We start from the raw sequence: 22,333 nt of genomic DNA, 5'->3' as shown, positions 1-22,333 counted from the left end.
GTTGCACTTGAGCTGCATAAACAGCACCCAAAAGCAAATTTCATCAGATATACTAGAAGAATGCTAAAAATAATTTTCTATATATTTCTCATGTGTTTAAGCATGAGCACACAGGCAAGCGAGCAGTCGTTTTATCTCAGTTTGAATAAAGCATCTGTGGTGCAGCCAATTACAACGGGCGAGTGTGCGCCATTGCCAAGCAATGAAAATCTCATTGCGCAAACTCACCTGCGCACTTTGCAAGAATGGCAGCGCTATTGTGTCTATATACCTGTAAAGCTGGATGACAATGCACCGCTCGGTACTAGGTTAGACCTAATTTTTTTGGGCTCAGCAAAGGTTTATTGGGATGGTGAATGGCTAGCGAATAAAGGTGTACCTGGGCATAATTCTGCACAAGAGCAAGTTGGCCATATTAGTCACTCTGTGCTTTTGGCCTCTGGTCAAACATCTGCGGGCTTGCACTGGTTGGCGCTAGATTTATCAACTCAGCACCATGAGAGTGACTTTCACACCTTATTTTATGGGATTGCTTTAACAAACCATCAATTCGCGCTTAAAACCAATCATATTGTGCCGTTAATGCTGATTGGCGCCATGATACTGCTCGCAACCTGTTTTGCCTTTTTATTCTTCCGCTATCAGCGCTCTTTAAGTTATTTGGCATTTAGTTGTTTGTGCTTGATGTCGGCATTTATCATCGCACTGGAATTGATTAAGTTTTACTGGTCCTACCCTTGGAATTTACACCTTTGGCGCTTACGAATTATTTTAGCCAGCGTGATCTTAGCGGGTGTTTGCTTAGTGAGCTTTTACGCCAGTTTCTTCCAATCAAAGCATTTGAAATATTGGCTAGCAGGTACATTGGCTTTAAACCTGCTAACTGTGTTGACGATTAAAAGCTTCGACATGAGTAATTATGTGGTGTTCATTTCATCATTGCTAAATAGTGCACTTATAAGCTTGCTGGCGCTGAAAAAGCAGGCCCAAGCCAAAGCGCATTTACTCATGTTGCTGTCAGGCATCGCGGCGATGTTTTTAATACCGATGAGCTTTATCGATACTTGGTTTGCTGCGTTGTTTTCGGTGATTGCTTTAGTGAATCTGTACGCGTTAATCGGGCACTTTAATTTACAACGTCAAGCCGCTTTGAAAAAGTCACAATTAGAAGCTGAGTTGCTGCGAAGAAACCTACAGCCGCACTTTTTAATGAATAGCTTGACGCTTATTTGTGAGTGGATCGAAACATCGCCTAAACAAGCCATAGAATTGGTTGAGCAGTTGTCCGAAGAGTTTAGAATACTCAATAAAATGTCGGCGCAAACTTGGGTGTCGCTGGAGGATGAAATCGCACTATGCCAGATGCATTTTTCCATTATGCAAAAGCGTCAACAAAAAGCGCTAATCCTGACAATTGATGTGCCTTCAAGCAGTTATTACTTACCGCCAGCCATTATTCATACTGTGATTGAAAACGCCTTTTCTCATAATCGCATCAAAGCCGGAGACAACTTTGAAGTAACCGCAAGTGAGCAAAATAATCGCCTTAAGCTATTTGTTAAAACCCCTTACAGGCAACGTAAACATCAAGGGCAAGGTACTGGCAGCGCTTACATTCATTCTCGTTTACAGCAATGTTTTGATGATGACTATGAGTTTGAGTCCGTTCAACAAGACACGATTTGGTTGAGTACTTTTTTAATCCCTTTGCAGAAGCAGATCCCCGCATGAAGATATTGATCGTAGAAGATGAGCCTGTCATAGCTCAGCGTATATCACGCCAAGTGAGCACCTACTTTGAGCATTCACCCTGTAGAATAAAATGGGTCGAAGACATAGATGATGCGCTCGACTATCTCAGCGACAACCAAATCGACTTATTATTGTTAGATCTCAACTTACATGGTGAAGATGGCTTTGAGGTACTCAAAACCATGAGTGCAGAGAGCTTTCATACCATCATTATTTCGGCCTATAGTGACAAAGCAATTAATGCATTTGAATATGGTGTGTTAGATTTTGTTGCAAAGCCATTCAGTGAAGAAAGGCTATTCAAAGCGCTGGCGCGTTATCAACAAAAGCATGTTGGGCATGAGCAATTAAAAAAGCTCGCAATCAAGTCAGCGGGTTTATTGTCGTATATTGAAATCAACGATATTCAGTTTATTCAAGCTGATGGGCACTATAGCCAAATACATTTACTCGATGAGCAAAAGCTGCACGATAAAAACCTAGATAAACTCAGTCAGTTATTATCAGAGCAGTTTGTTCGCGTGCATCGCTCGTTTATTGTTAATCTAAATTTTGTTAAAAGCCTCAAGGTGGCTGGTGGCGGACAATATCATTTAGATATGCAAAATGGTAAGGCGGTGCCTGTGAGTCGTGCTAAATATGCCGATGTAAAAGTTCGCTTAGTAAAATGAATAAACAAAATGACCAATCAATGGGTGACAGGAATGCAACGAGCACGTGTTATTGCTTTAAGCGGGGTATCGGGGGCAGGGAAGACCTCAGTCATTAAATGTCTTGCTGAAGCGTTTAAGAGTCAGACCTTATTGTTTGACGGTTTTGTTGAGCCGAACACTTACCCTGAAGATATTAGGGCATGGCTGCAAGAAGGTGCTGATGTATCGCAAATCAAGTCGCCCAGATTCACCAAAGCGCTCAGTGAATTAAAAGCACAATGTGGCTCGAAGATGATTTTTATCGAAGAACCCTTTGGGCGGCAGAGGGCTGAAATCGCCCATCTAATTGATTATGTGATCATGCTAGATATGCCTATGGAAGTGTGTTTATCAAGAGTGATCCAGCGCCACCTTAAACACAGCAATGACGCAACAAAAAACCTCACTAACTATTTACGAAAATATGACGACCATTTACGAGCTGTTTATATGGCTGCGGCCAATCAAGTTCGTCAATCAAGCGACCTTATCATCACAAATGTTGATACAATTGCATCCATACAAAGCATAATAAGCGATTGGTTGCATGACAACGGCAAGTGATCGTCATTTTAAATAAGAGATAACCATGAAAGTGTTAGTGACGGGCTCTGCGGGCAGAGTAGGACGTGCAATTTATATTAAGTTAATGCGCACCCATCAAGTAGTAGGCCTAGATAAAACACCTTGCTCTACCGCCGATTACATTGGTGATATTCGCGATAAAACGCTGATCCAGCAAGCCCTCGACGGGGTTGATGTCATTATTCATACCGCAGCCTTACATGCGCCCCATGTCGGATTATTATCTGACGACGAGTTTCAATCTATTAATGTGGATGCCACAGAGCAATTAGCCCTTGAGGGCATTAAGCTGGGGGTAAAGCAGTTTATTTTTACCAGTACAACAGCACTGTATGGTCATGCAACGACTCCCGAGCACACCGCAGGCTGGGTTAATGAGCAAATTACACCACAGCCAAAAACAGTGTATCACCGCAGTAAAATTGCTGCAGAAGACAAGCTGAAATCGATTTATGATGTGTTCAAATTGCCTGTGACTGTACTGCAAATGTCTCGCTGTTTCCCTGAGCCTGCCGACTTAATGGCGGTATATCGACTTACTCGGGGTATTGATGCTCGCGATGTGGCAAGTGCGCATTTAGCGGCATTAGACACGCGTCTTGCTGGGTTTAATCGTTTTATTGTGTCAGGTAAAACCCCGTTTAAAGCATCAGATTGCCCGCGTTTATTCAATGACGCTGCAGGTTTAATAAAAGAGCAAGCCCCAGAACTCGCCGAGATGTTTTTACAGCGAGGGTGGACGCTACCCAATCAACTCGATCGAGTATATGATTCGTCTTCTGCACAGCAAAAATTGGGATGGCAGCCAAAATATGGCTTCGAGTCAGTAATAGATATGTTGGATGCAGAGCTGGCTGAAGTTTTGCCTATTTAATTTATTTTTAAGTAATCGGTCTTCATGCTCATATTTGGTTAAGCTACCTAAGCTATGATTTAGAATGGCTAAAATAGCTATAACAAAATTTAAGGACCTGTGATGCAACATAAAGCAAACAACAACCTGCTCTTGGCAGCGGGGATCTTTTTAGGCCTGACATTATTTGCAGTCATCGCCTCAAATGCAGCCATTTCAATTAAAGAATATGAGCGCACCGTTACCGTAAAAGGTTTGTCTGAGCGCGAAGTGCTGTCTGATGTGGTGATCTGGCCAATTCAATTTAGCGCTGCTGAAAATGACTTAAAAACTTTGTATGAATCACTTGATGAGAAAACCGCGCATATCAAAGACTTTTTAGAAAAGAATGGCATCAAATCTGAAGATATTTCGTTTACCTCTCCGTCTGTAACTGACAAATCGGCGCAGCAGTGGGGTGATAATGCTCGCGCTGAGTTTCGTTATACTGCGCAGCAAAACGTCACCGTCTATTCGCAAGACTTAGACGCGGTAAGAAACGTGATGGGTAAGCTGTCTGAATTGGGTAAACAAGGCATAGTATTTACCTCGGGCAGTTACCAATTTCAAACTGAATATATTTACTCAAGCTTGAATGAACTCAAGCCAGATATGATTGAAGAGGCGACAAAAAATGCTCGCAAGGTGGCAACTAAGTTTGCCGAAGATTCAGGTAGCAAGTTAGGTAAAATTAAACGCGCTTCGCAAGGCCTATTTAGTATCTCAGCTCGAGACAGAAACAACCCGCATATTAAGAAAGTGCGCGTTGTATCAACCGTTGAGTATTATTTGTCCGATTGATTTTCGGTAGGGGCGATTTTATATCGCGCTTTTTGAATGTGTTTGCGTGGGATAAACCCATGTTGTAGGTCGGGCTTTAGCCCGACAAAATGTTTAAACCAAGGTGATATAAATTATCCGACATAAAGTCGGTGCTACCGCAGCATAAATAATTTGTCGCCGTAAACGACGACCTACATTCAAAAATCTAGGCTGGTGGTTTCGGTAGGCGCGATTTTATATCGCGCTTTTTGAATGTTTTTACTTGGGTTAAACCCATGTTGTAGGTCGGGCTTTAGCCCGACAAAATATTCAAACCATGGCGAAATAAAATACCCGACATAAAGTCGGCGCTACCGGAGCATAAATACTTTGTCGCCGTAAACGACGACCTACATTCAATAACGAGACAGGTGATTCCTGTAGGCGCGATTTTATATCGCGCTTTTTGAATGTTTTTACTTGGGTTAAACCCATGTTGTAGGTCGGGCTTCAGCCCGACAAAATGTTTAAACCATGGCGAAATAAAATACCCGACATAAAGTCGGTGCTACCGGAGCTTAAAACTTTGTTGCTGTAAACGAGAACCTACATCCTAAAACTAGGCAGGTGATTGCTGTAGGCGCGATTTTACATCGCGCTTTTTTTGAATGGTGTTGCGTGGGGTAAACCCACGCAACCATCATGAACACAATGAATTAGCAAACTTAGTCTCAGTTAATGAGGCTTCAGTTTCCATTTCACCTCGGTGGTCTTTTGCCAGCATTTGGTAAAGCAGTGGTAATACAATCAGCGTGAAGAAAGTACCAATCAACATACCTGCCACTAAAATAATACCAATGCTATTTCGCGCTTCTGCACCAGCGCCGGTTACTAATACTAATGGGAAGTGACCAAGTACAGTTGCACCTGTTGTCATTAATATTGGGCGTAAACGTGTCGCTGCAGCGCCTTTAACCGCTTCAAGTTTCGATTTACCTTCAAGTTGAAGGTGGTTGGCAAACTCTACGATTAAAATACCATTTTTTGCAATCAGACCAATTAAAGTAATAAGACCAATCTGACTATAGATGTTAATGGTTGTCAGCTGTAAAAAAGGTAGCATCAGAGCGCCTGCAAGCGCTAATGGCGCACAGCCCAGTAACACCACAAGAGGGTCGCGGAAGCTGTTAAACTGAATCGTCAGTAAGAAGTACACTACAATCATCGACACCAAGAGCACGCCAACCATGGTATTACCTTCTTTACGTAACTGGCGCGATTCACCGGCATGATCGATTGAGTAGCTTGTAGGCAATACTTCTGCCGCAATCTCTTCAACGGCCGTTAAACCTTGCTCTTTGGTTACGTGTGGCAAAACACCCGCTAAGATCCTAAATGAACTTTGCTGATTAAAAGACCCCAATACGCGTGGGCTCGTGAAGGTTCTTAAGCTCGCAAATGCTGACACAGGAATAAGCTCACCAGAATCCGTGCGTATCTTCATGTCTAAGATGTTTTCAGGATTGTAACGGTCACCGTTATCAACTGCTGGAATAACACGATACGCTTTACCGTCTTTGTTGAAGTAATTTACAAAGTTATTCGACATTAAAATACTCAGCTGTTCGTTCACTGATTGCAGGTTTAGGCCTAAATCAGCAATTAATTCGCGGTCAATTTCTAGCTCTGCTTGTGGTAAATCGATTTTTAAATCGGTATTAACGAACAAGAAGTTACCACTGGCATTCGCTTTCGCGATGATCTCGTCAGCATACTTCTTCATTGCCACAGGGTCGTCATTGGCTCTGACTACCATTTCGATATCGAACTGGCCCGCAGTCGGTAAAGAAGCTGGCAAAATAGGGAACAAGCTCAAGCCATTTACGCTACCAAGGCGTGCAAATAGGTCGAAGTATAAGTCGTGAACCGAGTTTTCACGTTCTTCATAAGGTGCTAACTCAACCCCACCGAAACCTGCGGCTGCAGTGATAATTTGCCAAGTGAATTTTGCGCCTTCAGTTTCATTCATGACCTTTGCTGTGTCATTCATTCGACTTGAGGTATAAGCCTGAGATGACTCAGGTGGCGCTTCAACCACGACTTGAATGCTGCTTTGATCTTCAACTGGCGCAAGCTCTTTTTGCGACAGTAAATAAAAAGGTGCAGACAACAAAGCGAACACAATGGCAATGAAGAACACTTGTGGACGCCATGCAAACAACTTATCTAATGACTTGAAGTAGAAGTTCTGCAACTTGTCGAAATAGCTATTTACTTTGCGTGTAAGCTTACCTTCTTTGCCACCCTCAGGGCTGACATAAGCACTCATGATCGGAGACAACGTAATAGCTACAAGGCCCGAAATCAATACCGCAATGGCCAAAGTAAACGCAAACTCCCGGAATAAGAAACCAGTTAAACCTGTTAAGAAGCCAATTGGGGCGTATACCGCAGCAAGGGTTAAGGTCATGGCAATCACGGGCACTAATAACTGACGTGAGCTGATAAGCGCAGCTTGCAATCGAGGTTTGCCTTCACGCATGTGACGCGCCACGTTTTCAACCACCACAATGGCATCATCAACCACTAAACCAACCGATAATACAATGGCTAGAATGGTTAATAGGTTCAATGAAAAGCCCATCATCGAAATAACGGAGATGGCACCTAAAATTGAAATAGGAATGGTCACCAATGGCACAAGTGCGGTTCTAAAAGAGCCCATCATGGCAACGATCACAATACCTACAAGTAGCACTGTTTCGGCAAGCGTTGTGAAAATCTCTTTAATTGAGTCACGCATGTATAGCGTACCATCGTAACCAATTTCGATATTCATTCCATTTGGTAAACCATCGTTGATCTGCGGTAACTTGGCATAAAGCGCGTCACCAATGTCGATTTCATTGGCACCAGGCAGCGCCCAAATAGCCAGAAAAATTGAATCATGAGAATCTAAACGCGCAGTAACCATACCTTCGGCTTCGCCGATTTCGATGTCGGCAACCGTACCAAGGCGAAGTTGCGAGCCGTCTTGCTCTTTGATAATTAGGTTTTCAAAGTCAGCCACACTTTTCAGGCTGGTATTGGCCATTAAATCGATGCGTTGACGATTGTTTTCACTGTAACCTAATGTCGCAATAGTATTGTTTGCTTGCAGCGATGCAAACACATCACTGGCGCTTAAATCATAAATAGCGAGTTTATCTGCGTCTAACCAAATACGCATTGCAGGGTCGCGGCCACCTTCAAGGGTGACTTTTTGCACGCCCTCAATGTCGCTCATGCTTGGCACAACATTGCGAATAAGATAATCACTGACTTCGCTACGCGGTAAGCCTTGCGACTGAACATCTAAATAGAACACAGCATAGGGGCTATCGGCACGCACAATTTGGATAGCGGGGTCTTCAGCCCCAGTTGGTAACTCAAACTTAATTTGGTTGAGCTTAGTGGTTAACTCGGCAAGTGCATCTGTGGTGCTATGGTTTAGCTCAAGCCAAGCTGTGACTTTACTAAAGCCGGCAGTCGTCACTGAGTCAACATAATCAACGCCGGGTACGGTTGAGGTTACGCGTTCAATCGGCTCTGTCACATAGCCTTTGACGACATCAGCAGACGCACCTGTATACACCGTATTGATAACCAGTGACGCACTTTCAATCTTAGGATATTGCTGTACCGAAATCTTTTGCGCGGCGTTTAGGCCTGCCAAGATGATCAATACCGACAGTACAATCGCAAGTACTGGGCGATTGACAAAAATGTCCATAAAAGAAGGTTTGTTTTCATGTAATGCACTCATTACTGACCTCCGGTGTTGTCGTCCGTCGTGGCTAATTGCTCATCGAATAGCGCGGTATAAACCAAAATACCTTCTCTTAATTTAAATGCGCCTTCGCCAGCGATAAACTCACCGCCATTTAGGCCAGACAGTACAACTTGTTGGTCACCCAACTTTTCACCTAATGTGACTTTAATCGGTTTAGCACGCCAGTTTTGTTGCTCATCTTTTTCAAGAGCATAGACAAACTCACCAAAGTGACTGCGAGTAATGGCTGCGGTTGGCACGACAACCGCATTGGTTGTGTATAGTGGGACACGCACGCTGGCAATTTGGTTATGACTGAGCGCACCATCTAGGTTCGCGATTTCAGCTCTATAGCTTTGCTGTCGAGAGTTGGCATCTAGCATCGGCATTTTAGCGATGACTTTTGCTGCAACTTCAGATGTTTTTTGATTAACCAGTGCGACTTTTATTTCTTCGCCGACTTTAGGCTGGCGAAGTGTTTGCGGCACTGAGAAATCGACCCAAATAGTATCGTTCAGGCCAACTAAGGTGGTGATTTGAATATTTGCATCGATAAGTTGACCAACTTGATATTGGCTTAGGCTAACTTGGCCTTTGAAAGGAGCGGAAACGGTTTTTTTGTTAATAACGGCATTGAGGTTTTGTACTTCGGCTTTAGCAACGGCTACATCAGCGCGGGCTTTGTCGACTTCATCTGGGCTAATGCGCTTTTGTTGCAAAAGTTTAGTTACTCGTGCATAGGTTGACTCGGCTAAAGTAACACGCGCTTTTGCAGCAGCAAGCTTAGCTTTTTCGACACTTGTATCTAAGCGCAGTAACACTTGGCCTTTTTCGACAATGTCACCGGGTTTAAAGCCAACGTAAGTGATAGGGCCCGGATACTCATTACTAATATCAATAATGCTAGGTGCTTTTAACTGGCCGATCACCTTGCTCGTTTGCGTATACTCAATCGTTTCAGCGTAAACGCTAGTCACTGATGCAGAAGGCTCTGGGAAAGATTCGCCAAATGCGATCATAGCCTGAATTTGGTTAAACTTAGTAAGTCCTAGACCGCCTATAACCGTAAAGATAATGAGAATGCTGACAATCCAGCGTTTAATATTCATAGTGTTGCTCCCTTAACGTAATTCTAAATTAATAAGTGCTTGCTCAATTCGCTCAAGAGAGTCTGGCGTGATTGGAGATTGCCAAGGGTAACTATTGAGAAGGCGAATTGTGCTGCGAATAATTGGTGCGTTGAAGGCTAAAGGCTCTAGTAGAGAAGCTGTACCCTCAATAATTTGTTGCTGTTGTTTAACGCGTAAAACTTGTTCGTAACCCACAGTTAGTGCCCAGCCGCTGACGATAATTTCTTCAATGACTTCACTTAAATTGGGCACTTCTTTGAGCTCGCCGGCGTTGATCCCTTCCATGATGGCAAGCTTGAAACCTTGCTCACATAAATTACAGGCTTCAATCATTTTGCTTGACCATAATGACGAGGCACGTTTAATCACCGCTTCGTTGGTTGCGTAAGACTGCAACTCATAATCAAACTCAAAACACTGTAGCTTTTTAGGGGCAATCAGGGTAACTGCCAACATTTTCTCTGGAGTAGAAAGAGGAAGTTTTAAAACACGCTCGAATACCGATGAGGCATGTCTAAACGATTGAAAAGCTAGCGCAAGTACGATGTCTTCTTTACTTTGAACAAACTTATATACAGAGCCCATCGACAAGCCTGCAAGGCGGGCAATTTTTGCCATGGTGAAATCGGTAATGGAGGACTCTTGAATACACTGAACAGCTGCATCAAGGATCATTGTTTGTTGCTGTTCAGGACTAAATTTTGGTGCTGGCGCCATACTTTTTATCTCTTTAATCTTTAGAATAACCACATTCGAATGATATTCGAATGATATTCGAATGTGGTTATTCTAGTTTTCTTTGGGGTTTTGTCAACCAATGACTGGCTAGAAAATCCACTTATTTGATTTTAAAAATTGCTTATTAAATAAACTCAGAGAGTTAACCTAACGCTCACTTGTCTTGTCATCCCGAGCTAGTTACGGGATCCAATTAGTTACTCATAGACCCTGAAACAAGTTCAGGGTGACTAAAAGGGCGGTTTTCGAATAGCTGAAAGACTTCTAGCTTATTAGCCTTGAGCTAACTCTTCTGTCATCCTGAGCTTATTTCGCAGTCATCCCGAACTCGTTTCGGGATCCACCAAGCCATTCATAGACTCTGAAGTAAGTTCAGATTGACTAAAAAGCTATGCTTACTAAGTGAACTCGGGCTGTACTCTAAAACCTCGAGTAAGGCTAAGGTCAAGGGGTATTTGAAAGTTTTTAAGAGTGGTTTTATAAAGCACTATTTAATCGTTGGTGGGCTTGAAAAAACTAATGTGGTTCGGGTCTTGAACTAAGCAAAGATTGTTACAGCAAGAATATGCACACAACTCATGCTTACAGTGTAATGAAAAGATGCCACTATAATGGGGAAGGGCATCTTGTCGTTTAAATGCATCGGTATTTTAAATTTTATTTCGACTAACTAAGCTATGTTCGACAATTGGTTTACCGTCTTTATGAAAAAATGGATTTGGGCTACCTTTTCCAAAGATTTTCCAGATAAATAGCTTTCTCAAGATAGTAAACAACAGGCGAGTCTTTGATTTACCAGCTTTTAGTTCGTCTGAAGGGGTTCCTATGGCATGTTCTGTATATACAGAGCCAATGACAGGGCCTATTTTAGAGTCAATACATTGATCTGACGCTACAAACGAATGTATCAATCCCACAAAAGGTAAATTTAACCCAACTGTATTTCCTATTGGAGTTTGACAGCATGATGCATACCAGCGATATAAACCTTTGTCACTAAACCTAAGACAGGAAATATTTTCTATACCATGATAGATTCTCATACGCGAAGGGTCGATTTGGTATATCTCTGTTCCACCAAACTCATTTAAAATATCGTCAGCCTTATTGAAATGTTTGGCAAAGTTTCGGCAATCCTCGCAGTAGCAAACCAATCGATTACCGCACCCTGGTTTTACATTACTAACGACACCTGTTACTTCCCCACATTTACACTCTAATTTTAAATCTTCCACTTGAACTCCTTTTTATGCAGGACTGAATGACATTACTCCTAATAAGCAATTAACATTATATTTTTAGTTATTTAAAATCAATATATTATGTACCTTTTGAAAAGTATTCGAGCACTTCAAACGAATTGAACTGTCATTGAATACTTTAGCCTTATCCCAAGCCTACTCTTACAATTATTGAAGGTTGCATCATGTATCTTGGCGCAGATTAACGTCTGCTAACGCTAAATATAAGAGGATATTCTTCAACTAAATCCACGTAGTTTACAGTGATATAAAAGATTGCGGCATTGTTGCAAGTTAATATTCGCAGAGAGAAGGAAAAAGCCAAATTTATGAATTTGGCTCTATGGCTTCTTTGTACGCGATTAAATGGTCAAAAACCTGCTCTGAAATGGCTTCTAGCGCTTCTTGAGTATTGCCTTTTGCCAAGTTTGTGACGATGAAAATACCAATATTTTGCTTCGGATAAATAGCTAGCCAACTAGACGTGCCCATTGAGCCGCCACTTTGATATAGCATGATTTCATTTGAATCGTCTTGAGTTGTGTTCCAATAAAATGCTGTGCCATGCCCCGTCCAACTTTGTTCCAAAAGTTGATGCGAAATAGCTACTTCAGGCTCTGAAGATAATTGATGGCGTATATAATGTGTCATGGACTCAAGGTCTGAAGTTAACCCGCCGCCTGCATACCAATATGCACTTGCCAAGGGCATCTGATTACCGTTTCCATCTGACCCTATTGTAACTTTACTCACCTCAGAATGTGCACGTCTGAATTTAGTATTCAGCTCTCCTGATTTGCTGGTGATTATGTCAGTAAGAAGTGTTTCAAAGGGTTTTTGATATACTGATTCAACAATATAAGCCGCTAAATTAGTCCCCACGCTTGAATAGACATAGTCCTCGCCTGGTATAGAGCTAAGCGTCACTGCTTTAAGGTCGTTAAAGTAATCGGCTCTGGTGTATTTTGATATTTTGTAAAAATATCTGCCTTGCTCTATATCTTCGCGACTGACAGCAAAACTATATGGTAGCCCACTGGTGTGGGTTAAAAGGTGTCGCAAAGTTATATATTGGTTGGAAAGTTCTAAATTTTTGTATTCGAAATTTTTAAGGTATTGGCGAATATCTTTATCAAGCTCAACTTTACCGTCCTGAATGGCATTCGCAACAACTAATCCTGTATACGTTTTGGTGATTGAGCCAATTTCGTAGAGCGTTTGGTTATTAGGCGTATCACCATTACTTAGGGTTCCTAAGTGATATTGGTACGTTTTGTCTGCCTCCACCACAGAAATTGAGACGACCTGACCAGCGTTTCCATCAATAAATTCAATTAGTTCATCTTTTATATTGTCTTCAAAATTTATTGCATCATGACTTTTACAAGCAGCTAAAACTGAGATTAATGAAGCAAGCAATATCGATTGAATGGTACTGGTTTTTAAACGGTTCATTGTTTTCCTTTTACAATCAGCAAAATTACTCTTTAGACGAGAAGAGTAAGTAAAAGGTTTAAATGTTGAATTAACTTAGATGCTTTACTAAGCCAATGCAGGGCCAGCGTTAGCGTTTAAGGAGTGCGATGGAGAGGCTATATAAAAGGTATACATTAAGGCTGAGCGAATCAGCCTTAATGTATCTGATATTCAAATAAGAAACAGTGGGTATCTTTTATTCTATTATTTAAATACGGTTTTCTTTAAAACTTCAGCATTGTCAGTGGTAATAAACTCAACGACTTTACCATTTTCGATTTTAAAAATACTGACCTTGTCATCTTCACTCGGTAAAAACGCCAGTTCATCATCTTCTTTGGCCAGTACGATATCGTACTTTTGCTTTTGCATTTTTGGAATTGCAATGTAGCTACTAATTAGCCCCGGCATTCCACTGATGTCTGCATAGTATTGAATGTTGGCTTGTTGTAGCGTTTCGTTATTTTGACCTGCAAAGGCATCGCGCGTTACACGGCTACTGTCCATATCGTGGGCAAGCACTAGCCATTGGGTGCTTGGTTTAAATGAGTGCGGGTTATCGAATTGGTCATTCAGGGTAGGGAGTTTAATGCTGTCACCAACTGATAACACTTTAACGTTTGCAGAGACGGCAAATGTCAGTAAAAGAATAGAAAAAACAGCGATTTTTTTTAACAGATGCATAGTGAGGTACCTTATAAAGTTATGCATATTATTTTTAGTTGTTCTAGCTAAATTGTCTAGCATCTTATGCAAAGTGACGTGACAGGTTAAGTCGATGATAAAGTCAGCATCTAGCAGACTTTGGTGTGCAGTGAGCGTTTTAGCTATCAACTAAAGCTTTTTGTTTTAGAACACTTATTGTTTTTTAATTTTTTTAATTTTTTTAATCATTTTATAGGTCGATGTTATCGAGCAAGTGCTGTCTGATTGTGTATGTATTGATCTTTCCTGATGATTTTTCTCCGCCCCTAGAGAGCGTCAATATAGGAGATGCTTATAGATTTTTTTAATTACACGCAAAAATCCAGAACAAAAAAACGAAACTTGGTACTTACCATCAGACATGCAGAAAACCAAACATATAGATAAGGTATTTCGGTAATAGCAAGGTGAGTAAAAAGACGCAAAAGTACTTCTTATTATTTGGTTATTACATTAGTAATTTGCAAATTATTGGTGTCGGGAATTAATTTCACCTTTTTTTGCTATGTTCATAGTCTGTTTTTTTGTTCTAAACTTATTTGGTAACCATTTTAAGGAAGAAAGTGTGCGTGTTGCTTTATTGCTCTGTTTGCTACTTAGTACTTTTGCTCAATCCAAGCAACTGAAAATCTCAATAGGAGAATATCCCCCTTTTGCAAGTCAAGAGGCTCAACAACAAGGTATTGTGCCGCAAGTTATTCGCGCAGCTTTTGAAACACAAGGACACACTGTTCAATTTGAATTTATGCCATGGGGAAGAAGTTTTGCATCTTCTTTAAAAGGCAACTATGACGCAGCGGCCTTTTGGTTTTGTGCACCTGAAAGGCAGAAAGATTTTTATTGTTCAGACCCTCTTCATTACGAAGCGATTCATTTCTATTTTCATAAGAGAAAGCCATTACACGATTGGCAAAGTTTGTTAGAGCTGAGCAATTTTAATATAGGTGCCACGACGGGTTATAGCTATAGCGAAGAGTTTTGGCAGCTTGCTCAACGTGGCGTTTTAAACGTTGATACTGTCACGACAGATTTGCAAAACTTTAAGAAGTTACTCAAAGATAGGATCGATTTATTTCCTATGGCAACTATTCCTGCTAAGCATCTTCTGAAAGAGCATTTTTCAGCGCAAGAAATTGAGCAAATTGATTTCCACCCAAAACCTTTAATGATTGAAAGCAGTCATTTACTATTTTTAAAACAATCCAAAGAGTCTAAGCAGTTACTTGAGACTTTTAATTTGGGCTTAACAGCCATTAAAGAGTCAGGTAAGTACCAAACAATATTAAACTCAGTCGGCGCGGTTAAATCACCGTCTGCTGAGCATATTTTTTTGAAGTAACTATTATTAGAGTAGCTAATAGTAGTAATCTAAAGTCAAATACCAAGCTGTAAAGGGGCTTTACAGCTTATATAAGAATATATTCTTCGAGCACTAATCGGCGTCTAACATATCATCAATTTCGATTTCATGATGAGCAAAAGCATAAAGTAGCTCATAGCTGAGCGGCTTTTTTCGTTTGCCTCTGAGTTCTGTGACTGTTTGCAACTGAGTTTTTTCATCACAGGTGATAAGACCCATAGACCAATCGGAAAAATTACGCTTGTCGATTGGGTTGTTAATGACAGCTTCTACATTTTTATGCCTAGGATCTGCTTTTATCCAATTAAAAAGGGTTAATATTTTTTTCTCTTCACCTTCAAGTACCTGCATAAAATGTTTGCCGTCATACAGCAACATTCCGGTGATTTTCTCAAGCTGATTACGACGTTCACATTCATGCCTTAGCACTTCTAACTCAGTCCATTGTAAAGGCGCTGTCGCCGTACTTGTATAAATAAATTCAACTAACATATTTATATTGAAATCAAGAAACAGTACAAAAAAGCATAGTGTGAAAACAGTAAAAATCAAAATATTGAAGCTCAATTTAAGTGGGCATTAAATGAGGATTTGCTCCTTAAGGCAGTGAGGGAGAAATGACTAATTAATTCCTCTTATAGAAAGAGCAGACAAAGCTAAGCGCTTCATCTGCATCATGCTTACAGAGGAGTCGTCTCTAGTAGGCTTTTTATTGTTAAGCAGTCGCTTTTAACTTGTCGCACATACTTGTTGGCTTCGTTTATTAACCCTCTTTGCTGTTGCGGCAAAGTAGCAACGATAGCTTTTTGAAAATCTACTGAGCGGCGATCCCCTCGCATATGCGCGAGTGCCAGTGCTTCACCACAGCTCAGCGCATACTGAATAACACCGCCTTTTTCGGCAGCTCTTTTCCCTAACATAAAGTGCTCAGAGTCAATACTAACACGCGCATGGTGACGAGAGCGAAGTAACCAATGTTTGTCTTGCCAAATAGCATCATCGAGGATTAAGTCAGGTCGGCGTTGCATTTTTCTTTGACAGTTTACCGTCAAATGCGCCGCAGAAAGGCGGTTGTTTACTGATTCTGTAGGGAAGTACTTAATAGGCGCAGCTTCTCTTTGCTGTTTAATTTCGACAATATGCGTTTTAGCAGCATCATGGGGCTGACTCGGGCCTACTAAAACATAGTAGCGACCTAAATTATTTGAGCCTGTGCCTGCGTTATGGCGCATGACGATATCGAGAATTTCATCATCCATAAATGGCCTGAATTGCATATACAGATTTTCATAAATGTCATCAGGTAAAGGAATAAACTTGTCAGGATTTTGTTTGAATCGCCATTGCACTAAATCGATCTCTTTAGCCAAGGTGCTTTTAGTCATAAAGGCTTCGCCACCCACTACCCTAGTAAGCGCCTTTTGCCAGCGTTTATGCAAAATATGACCTTTTGAAAACTCAGTAAGTGCAGTTTGGCTGTCGTTCTTCTTTTCTAATGAGCGCTGACAAGCTTCAATATAAGCACTTAAAAAGGCTTGTTGTGCTGAATGTACTTGTTGCTCATCTACAAGGGGCTTTGATGTTAGTTTCTCACAATCAGACTCTGCTTGAACTTGAGCGGCTTCGGCATGTGCTAGTGGCAGGCTGACTAAAAATCTAAATAGATCCCAACTAGCATGGCCAATGCAGGCATCATCGAAATCATTGGGTGTAAACACCACAGTTTCACCATGAGAGCCTTCTTCACTTAAAAAACCAAAGTTACTGGTATGACAGTCGCCCATAATTGTTGTGAGAGGGATTTCTAGCAAACTCTCTGGTAAGTTTATTACTTGGCTTGCCAAATCACGATACATAAGCGGTGCTGAGCCGCGTAAAAACTGAAATGGACTATTTACCATTTTTCGGTGTTTTGCGAGCTCAAGTGTAGGAGCGCATCCGTCATGATCTTTGAAATATTGAAGCAGCGTTTCTTGTCTTTCCACGAGTATTCCTTTGGTATATTTTTACTCGCTTTTTTAGGCGTTGCGAGCAGTATTTAATGGTCATTGTAACTATAAATACATTGCTCGCAATATTAGAAATCAGCTCAGCGTGTTGTATTGAAAATATAACATTGTGCTCGCGCCAACTCTGTTTGCTCAGCAAACCTTTAAAGGGCGTATAGGCCTTGCTTCAAAGCTGCCACCGCAGTTGGGGCACACATTACGTAATTCTTTTTCTACACAGTCTCTACAAAAAGTGCATTCATAACTGCAGATCATCGCCTCAGTTGAATTGGCAGGTAAAGCTTTATTGCAGCATTCGCAATTAGGTTTTAATTGGAGCATGTATTGTTCTCTATTTTTTCGATTTCAGTCAGTACTGCTGTTAGCACAGTGTCGTTACCTTGCTGATAGTCTAGCCATGAAGTTTCAATTAGCTCATCAGGGTACACAGCATCTGTATCTTCAAAAAGAAACGGGTAATAGCGTTTTGATACACTCAGCTTTCTTTTCGAGTTAGGTAAAACAAAGCGATAGCTTTCGGAGAACTGGTTTGGATCCCCCCCGGTTGGCGTGCCGAAAATACGCGCATTGAGGATCTGTTTAAATTGTACGGTGTTACTCATTGCCGCAGAAAAACTATGTTCATCTGTGAGAACAAACACACCTGCTTTCCAATCAAATTGGTCCAGAGGTAACAGACAAGATGAAAAAGCCAAACCTGTGTAAAAACTGCCGCCGCCATTGCCTCTGAAATCGATAATCAGATATTTTGATTTAGCAGCCTTTAATTGTTTTAGCAGTGCTTTGCACTTAGCAATTACCTGCTCAAAGCTAGGGTAGGCGTTAAAATCAAAGTAAGCGATTTTTTTATCTTTTAACAAGCCTAGGCTTATACCCGGCATGCCAATATCTAGCATATTTAATTTATCTGAGTGATTTTTAAAAGCGGAGCTGAGTTTGGCAAACTCACTCATCGCAACTGGGATTATTTGTTCGTTAAGCGTATTACCACCAAGTTCAAACTCAAACTGTGCCGCAGCACTCTCTTTTACAAGGCCCAGACCTAATAACAACTTGTGCAGGGTTAAATAAAATTCAAAGCGGGTTTTGGCGCTAAATTGGTTATCGATGCCGGGCAGCATAGGTGTAATTAACTCAAAAAGTGCCTCAACGGTTAAGCCATTGATGGTTTTGAGTTCAGCACCTATGAGGTGTTGATATCGTTTGGTTGCATCAATGACACGTAATTTATTGTCAAAGAATTTATACCTAAGTGGAAAGTGCTGGTGAGGCCCTGACATCATAAAGTAGTTAGAGTGTCCGTCGCCAATGGCACCAGTTATCGCCATTAACCGCGCTTCTACTTGAGGCTCACTGAGTAGTGGTAGGTCTTGTTTAAGTTCTTTTAAAAGTCTTGCAAAGTCATTCTCTGCAAGGGTATGAAACGGTTCAATATGCTTGGTTCTGACTTGGTTTTCAAAAAAGTTAATGTCTTCTAGCCAAGCTTGCTGCTGTTTAATTGAGAGTGTGTCTGCATAGGTGGCAAAGCTACACAAAGCGATAACGAGTAATCTATAAACTAATTTCATGCGCGTGTGCCTTTTGCATACTGTGAAGGTGAGAGGGCAAATTGCTTTATGAAAGCACGGCGGAAACTGTCGTAATTGTTAAAACCTAATTTTTGCGAGATAAACTGCAGGCTGATGTTTTCTTCACACAATAGATCTCTGGCATGATTAAGTTTGAGTACCCGAAAATAATGACTAGGCGTGCAGTTAAGGTGCTGTTTAAATAGTCGTGTGAGTTGTCGCTCGCTCAAGCTGCAAAACTCAGCCATACGGGTGACGGTGACAGACTTATCTAATTGCGTACTTAACCAATCAATTAATGGTGAGAGCTTCAAACTTTCACCGGATTGAAGCTCTAAAATATCTGAATATTGCTGCTGTGAGCCTGCCCGCTGTAAATACACCACTAAATCTTTAGCAACTTTGGCAGCCATGCTATTGCCATAGTCTTCGCGAATAATTGCTAAGGCTAAATCAACACCTGACAGCACACCAGCAGATGACCAGATATTCTCATCGCGAATAAAAAGCGGATCTGGTTTGACGGTTTTATTTGGGTTTTGCCTAGCTAAACTTTCACAATGGCGCCAGTGTGTTGTAATCGTAAGGGCTTTATCATCAAAGAGTTTGGCGAGAATAAACGCCCCTGTGCAAATGCTAAAGACACGTTTTGCTTTTTTAGCTATGTCAGAAAGCGTATTGAGCTGTTTTGTAGTTAGTTGCAAGGTACGCATGCCAGTGCCCCCGCAAATGATCAAATCGTCATACTCAAACTCATCACTTAGAGAGTAATCGACAGACACGTTTTGGCCGTAAGCGGTTTGTACAGGCTGTTTGCTGATCCCTAATAGTTTGCACTGATAGGCATTGTTTTGAATGCTGTTAGTTTCCATAAAGGCGTCAAGCGGACCAAAGAGGTCAAGGGCTTGAAAGCCATCGGCGATGAAATAGACTTGTTTGATGGTCATGTCATGTGTTCTTTAAGAATAATTGCTGTGATTAAGCCTATATTAACGTGATGAAGTGTGTCGGTTAAAACATAAAAGCGACATAAAAAGACATTTCTAGTATTATCCATTAATCAGGCAAGTCAGGGGGAAATGTTTGTAGCTAAAAAAAGCCCCGACGAGCGAGGCGATTGGGAAAGTTATAATTTTATATTAGTCCATAAAACAAATTATTCAGATGCAGTGATTAAAAACCTTACAAAAAACATGGTTAAGTATGATGGATGAATCCACTATGCGTATTTTGGTATTAGCAACAAGGTATGGCTTAATGTTATTTAAATGTAAGGTATTTCTATTTTAGAAATAGTCTGAAGATTTGTTTACAGCAGTAATATTTGTACTAACCTCATTTCATAAAGGAAAATTATTGCAGAGTTAAATAATGAAAAAATCGATTTTATATACACTGTGTTTTTGCGCCTTTCCCACTTTAGCTGATACCTCTATTACCGTAACTGGCGTGTCTGACTATCTGTTCAATGGGGTGAGTCAAACTCAAGAAGACCCAGCTATTCAGGCCAGCTTTGATTGGGCTGGAGATACCGGGTGGTATGCCGGTGTTTGGGGCTCTAATGTAGATTTTGGCGAAGATACCAACATTGAATTTGATGGTTATGTAGGTTACTCCACTGCATTGAATGATGTAGTCAATTTAGATGTCGGTATTGCGCAATATACCTACCACGGTGCAGATGAGAGCTCTAGCTACAATTATGCTGAGGCTTATGCCAAGTTTAATTATGGCAATACTAACTTGAACTTTTGGTATGCATGGGACTATTTTGGCACAGGTGCGGGCCACAGCATAGTGATGCTGACTCATAACTTCCCAATTAATGAGGCATTTTCGGTTGATGTAGGGGTCGATTATTCAATGAGTATGGATGATGATAAATGGACGTGGGAAGAAGGGGATGATGGCTATATGCATTGGCGCATTACTGGAAACTATTCTATTAGTGGCTGGGATTTATCATTAGGATATGAAGACACCAACCTAGATACTTACGGAGATTCAACGATTTTATTCACAGCCGCTAGAACCTTCAGCTTTTAACTCAATATACTTATCTAATTTGTTAAGCCATTTTCAAAATTAGTTTTGAAAATGGCAATTCTCTAGTTTCCTTCCTATGCTTAAGTATATATTCAATAAACATGAAGTTAGACATGTTTCTGAAATATAGGGTTTTTACAATAAGCGCTTTTTAAGGTGTTGTTTGATGAGAATAAGAAGTTTGTTGTTTGCTATATGGACCTTTTCAGCAAGTTGCTTCTCATCAGAAACGGCACTGACCATATATACAGAAGAGTTCCCTCCCTATAACTTTCTACAAAAAGGCAAAGTTGTTGGTGTCAACGCAGACATAGTTGCTATGGCTTGTGAGATGGCAAAAATAAAATGTACTTTTGCCCTTTTCCCTTGGAAGCGTTCGATGACATTAAGTCTTAAAGATCCAAAAGGGGGCTTGGTTTCAACCTCTCGTTTGCCAAGCCGAGAGCTAAACTATCAATGGGTAGGGCCACTTATTTCTAGCCCGGCATGTTTTTATAAACTTATTGAACGAGATGATATTCACATTTCCAATAAAGAGGAATTGGCGAATTACACTGTTGGTTTGCATAAAGGTGATGTGTATGAGCAGATTTTAAGGCACTGGGGGTTTAAAGAGCATATCAATTACATTCCATTCTCTGAAAAATTTGCCGAGATAAGAGCCTTTACCGAAGGTAAACTTGATTTATTTATTGCCTCTGCAAATAGTTTGAAATTCCATGTTCAGAATTACCGACTTCGACCAGAGCAAGTTGTGCCAGCTTATTTTATCGATGATCCACGCTTAGGCGGAAATTATTTAGCCTTAAATAAAGCGATAAATCCAGAAGTTGTTCAAAAGCTGCAAAACGGGGTAGATAAGATTTATGCTAAGGCCGAACACATTCCAATTAAGCAGCTATATTTAGACACGACAGAGCAAATCTTAGAGCAAGATCTCACTCTAGAAACTCGTTGTTTGCATCAATAATATGCTTTTTATGAATGACAAACATTTCTCGAAAAGATTGTCATATATCAGATTTAGACGCTTAACTAAGATTTATTAATTTAAGCTTAGTGAGAGTAACTGATGTCTGATTTTTCTACACCCGATTTATATGATGAGCATGGCGAAGCATTACAAGTGATGCATTATGGATTAGTGCATTTCGGTCTAAAAAAGCATATGAAAGGGCAAGTTGTGATTGTAGAGTGCCCAGATGATAACAGTCTTGTAGCAGAGTCTTTAAAGCAGGCAGGAAATAACAAAATATTGCTTGTCGATGCGCTTGGTTCTAAAACGTTTGCTTTTTTAGGTGATAACTTAGCTTTATTTGGTATTGAAAATCAGTGGGCTGGTGTAGTGATAAATGGCTGTGTTAGAGATGTTGAAATTTTAAAAGGGTTACCATTTTGTGTGATGGCATTAGGCCACACTCCACGAAAAACACAGAAGCAAGGAAAAGGGCAATATCTAGAGCAGATAAACTTACTAGGCGCAAAGATTTCTAAGAATGATTGGCTATATGCAGATGAAAATGGCATCGTTATTAGCCCTGTCAAATTATAAATTGAGCTGCAAGC

The 22,333-nt window shown here is 40.8% G+C and carries 20 protein-coding genes; 9 read left to right on the top strand and 11 right to left on the bottom strand.

Annotation, left to right across the window (positions count from 1 at the left end; all coding sequences use genetic code 11):
- Nucleotides 1-102 precede the first annotated feature (102 nt).
- The 5 genes from CWB72_RS14275 (at nt 103) to CWB72_RS14255 (ending at nt 4,722) form a co-directional block, all read left to right on the top strand.
- A complete protein-coding gene (locus CWB72_RS14275) occupies nt 103-1,731 on the top strand; it encodes a sensor histidine kinase (protein ID WP_171037312.1) in 1,629 nt (542 codons plus the stop codon).
- Nucleotides 1,728-2,423 carry a LytR/AlgR family response regulator transcription factor gene (locus CWB72_RS14270; protein ID WP_138632624.1) on the top strand — a complete coding sequence of 232 codons (696 nt, stop codon included), beginning with the start codon at nt 1,728-1,730 and terminating at the stop codon, nt 2,421-2,423. Before CWB72_RS14275 ends, CWB72_RS14270 begins: the two co-directional genes overlap by 4 nt.
- 33 nt (nt 2,424-2,456) lie before the next feature.
- On the top strand, nt 2,457-3,008 hold the full coding sequence (locus CWB72_RS14265) for a hypothetical protein (protein ID WP_138632621.1): 552 nt from the start codon (nt 2,457-2,459) through the stop codon (nt 3,006-3,008).
- Nucleotides 3,009-3,033: 25 nt separating this feature from the next.
- Nucleotides 3,034-3,903: an NAD-dependent epimerase/dehydratase family protein gene (locus CWB72_RS14260; RefSeq protein WP_138632618.1), complete on the top strand. Its 870-nt coding sequence runs from the start codon at nt 3,034-3,036 to the stop codon at nt 3,901-3,903.
- Between the two features lie 102 nt (nt 3,904-4,005).
- Nucleotides 4,006-4,722, top strand: coding sequence for an SIMPL domain-containing protein (locus CWB72_RS14255; RefSeq protein WP_138632615.1), 717 nt, complete (start codon nt 4,006-4,008; stop codon nt 4,720-4,722).
- Between the two features lie 661 nt (nt 4,723-5,383).
- Here CWB72_RS14255 and CWB72_RS14250 read toward each other — a convergent pair.
- The 6 genes from CWB72_RS14250 to CWB72_RS14225 all read right to left on the bottom strand — a co-directional run bounded on the left by CWB72_RS14250 (nt 5,384) and on the right by CWB72_RS14225 (nt 13,763).
- A complete protein-coding gene (locus tag CWB72_RS14250) occupies nt 5,384-8,488 on the bottom strand; it encodes an efflux RND transporter permease subunit (RefSeq protein WP_138632612.1) in 3,105 nt (1,034 codons plus the stop codon).
- Nucleotides 8,488-9,603, bottom strand: coding sequence for an efflux RND transporter periplasmic adaptor subunit (locus CWB72_RS14245; protein ID WP_138632609.1), 1,116 nt, complete (start codon nt 9,601-9,603; stop codon nt 8,488-8,490). The genes CWB72_RS14250 and CWB72_RS14245 overlap by 1 nt, the downstream gene beginning before the upstream one ends.
- Before the next feature lie 12 nt (nt 9,604-9,615).
- Nucleotides 9,616-10,341: a TetR/AcrR family transcriptional regulator gene (locus tag CWB72_RS14240; protein WP_138632606.1), complete on the bottom strand. Its 726-nt coding sequence runs from the start codon at nt 10,339-10,341 to the stop codon at nt 9,616-9,618.
- 671 nt (nt 10,342-11,012) lie between these two features.
- Nucleotides 11,013-11,597 carry a DUF6151 family protein gene (locus tag CWB72_RS14235; protein ID WP_138632603.1) on the bottom strand — a complete coding sequence of 195 codons (585 nt, stop codon included), beginning with the start codon at nt 11,595-11,597 and terminating at the stop codon, nt 11,013-11,015.
- 333 nt (nt 11,598-11,930) lie between these two features.
- Nucleotides 11,931-13,058 (bottom strand): serine hydrolase domain-containing protein, encoded by a 1,128-nt coding sequence (locus CWB72_RS14230; RefSeq protein WP_138632600.1) that lies wholly within the window; start codon nt 13,056-13,058, stop codon nt 11,931-11,933.
- Between the two features lie 225 nt (nt 13,059-13,283).
- Nucleotides 13,284-13,763: a hypothetical protein gene (locus CWB72_RS14225; RefSeq protein ID WP_130255980.1), complete on the bottom strand. Its 480-nt coding sequence runs from the start codon at nt 13,761-13,763 to the stop codon at nt 13,284-13,286.
- Between the two features lie 586 nt (nt 13,764-14,349).
- Between CWB72_RS14225 and CWB72_RS14220 the strand changes: the two genes are divergently transcribed.
- On the top strand, nt 14,350-15,123 hold the full coding sequence (locus CWB72_RS14220) for a substrate-binding periplasmic protein (protein WP_171037311.1): 774 nt from the start codon (nt 14,350-14,352) through the stop codon (nt 15,121-15,123).
- 93 nt (nt 15,124-15,216) lie between these two features.
- On the opposite strand, the gene CWB72_RS14215 is transcribed toward CWB72_RS14220, so the two are convergent.
- From CWB72_RS14215 to CWB72_RS14195, 5 genes are all read right to left on the bottom strand, one after another.
- Nucleotides 15,217-15,636, bottom strand: a complete 420-nt coding sequence (locus CWB72_RS14215; protein ID WP_138632597.1) for a BLUF domain-containing protein — start codon at nt 15,634-15,636, stop codon at nt 15,217-15,219.
- Between the two features lie 188 nt (nt 15,637-15,824).
- On the bottom strand, nt 15,825-17,129 hold the full coding sequence (locus CWB72_RS14210; RefSeq protein WP_138632594.1) for a DUF2252 family protein: 1,305 nt from the start codon (nt 17,127-17,129) through the stop codon (nt 15,825-15,827).
- A gap of 156 nt (nt 17,130-17,285) precedes the next feature.
- Nucleotides 17,286-17,474: a DUF1272 domain-containing protein gene (locus tag CWB72_RS14205; protein WP_138632591.1), complete on the bottom strand. Its 189-nt coding sequence runs from the start codon at nt 17,472-17,474 to the stop codon at nt 17,286-17,288.
- On the bottom strand, nt 17,462-18,721 hold the full coding sequence (locus CWB72_RS14200) for a S41 family peptidase (protein WP_138632588.1): 1,260 nt from the start codon (nt 18,719-18,721) through the stop codon (nt 17,462-17,464). Before CWB72_RS14200 ends, CWB72_RS14205 begins: the two co-directional genes overlap by 13 nt.
- Nucleotides 18,718-19,668 (bottom strand): GlxA family transcriptional regulator, encoded by a 951-nt coding sequence (locus CWB72_RS14195; protein ID WP_138632585.1) that lies wholly within the window; start codon nt 19,666-19,668, stop codon nt 18,718-18,720. Before CWB72_RS14195 ends, CWB72_RS14200 begins: the two co-directional genes overlap by 4 nt.
- A gap of 424 nt (nt 19,669-20,092) precedes the next feature.
- On the opposite strand from CWB72_RS14195, the gene CWB72_RS14190 reads away from it, so the two are divergent.
- The 3 genes from CWB72_RS14190 to rraA all read left to right on the top strand — a co-directional run bounded on the left by CWB72_RS14190 (nt 20,093) and on the right by rraA (nt 22,319).
- Nucleotides 20,093-20,767 carry a TorF family putative porin gene (locus CWB72_RS14190; RefSeq protein WP_138566361.1) on the top strand — a complete coding sequence of 225 codons (675 nt, stop codon included), beginning with the start codon at nt 20,093-20,095 and terminating at the stop codon, nt 20,765-20,767.
- A gap of 166 nt (nt 20,768-20,933) precedes the next feature.
- Nucleotides 20,934-21,737, top strand: a complete 804-nt coding sequence (locus tag CWB72_RS14185) for a substrate-binding periplasmic protein (protein ID WP_138632582.1) — start codon at nt 20,934-20,936, stop codon at nt 21,735-21,737.
- A 102-nt stretch (nt 21,738-21,839) separates the two neighbouring features.
- Complete coding sequence (gene rraA / locus CWB72_RS14180; RefSeq protein ID WP_138632579.1) at nt 21,840-22,319, top strand: ribonuclease E activity regulator RraA; 480 nt, start codon at nt 21,840-21,842, stop codon at nt 22,317-22,319.
- Nucleotides 22,320-22,333 lie beyond the last annotated feature (14 nt).

Origin of the sequence: Pseudoalteromonas phenolica (genome assembly GCF_005886345.1) — a bacterium.
GTDB classification, from domain to species: domain Bacteria; phylum Pseudomonadota; class Gammaproteobacteria; order Enterobacterales; family Alteromonadaceae; genus Pseudoalteromonas; species Pseudoalteromonas phenolica_A.
This window is presented reverse-complemented; position numbering and strand designations above follow the sequence as displayed.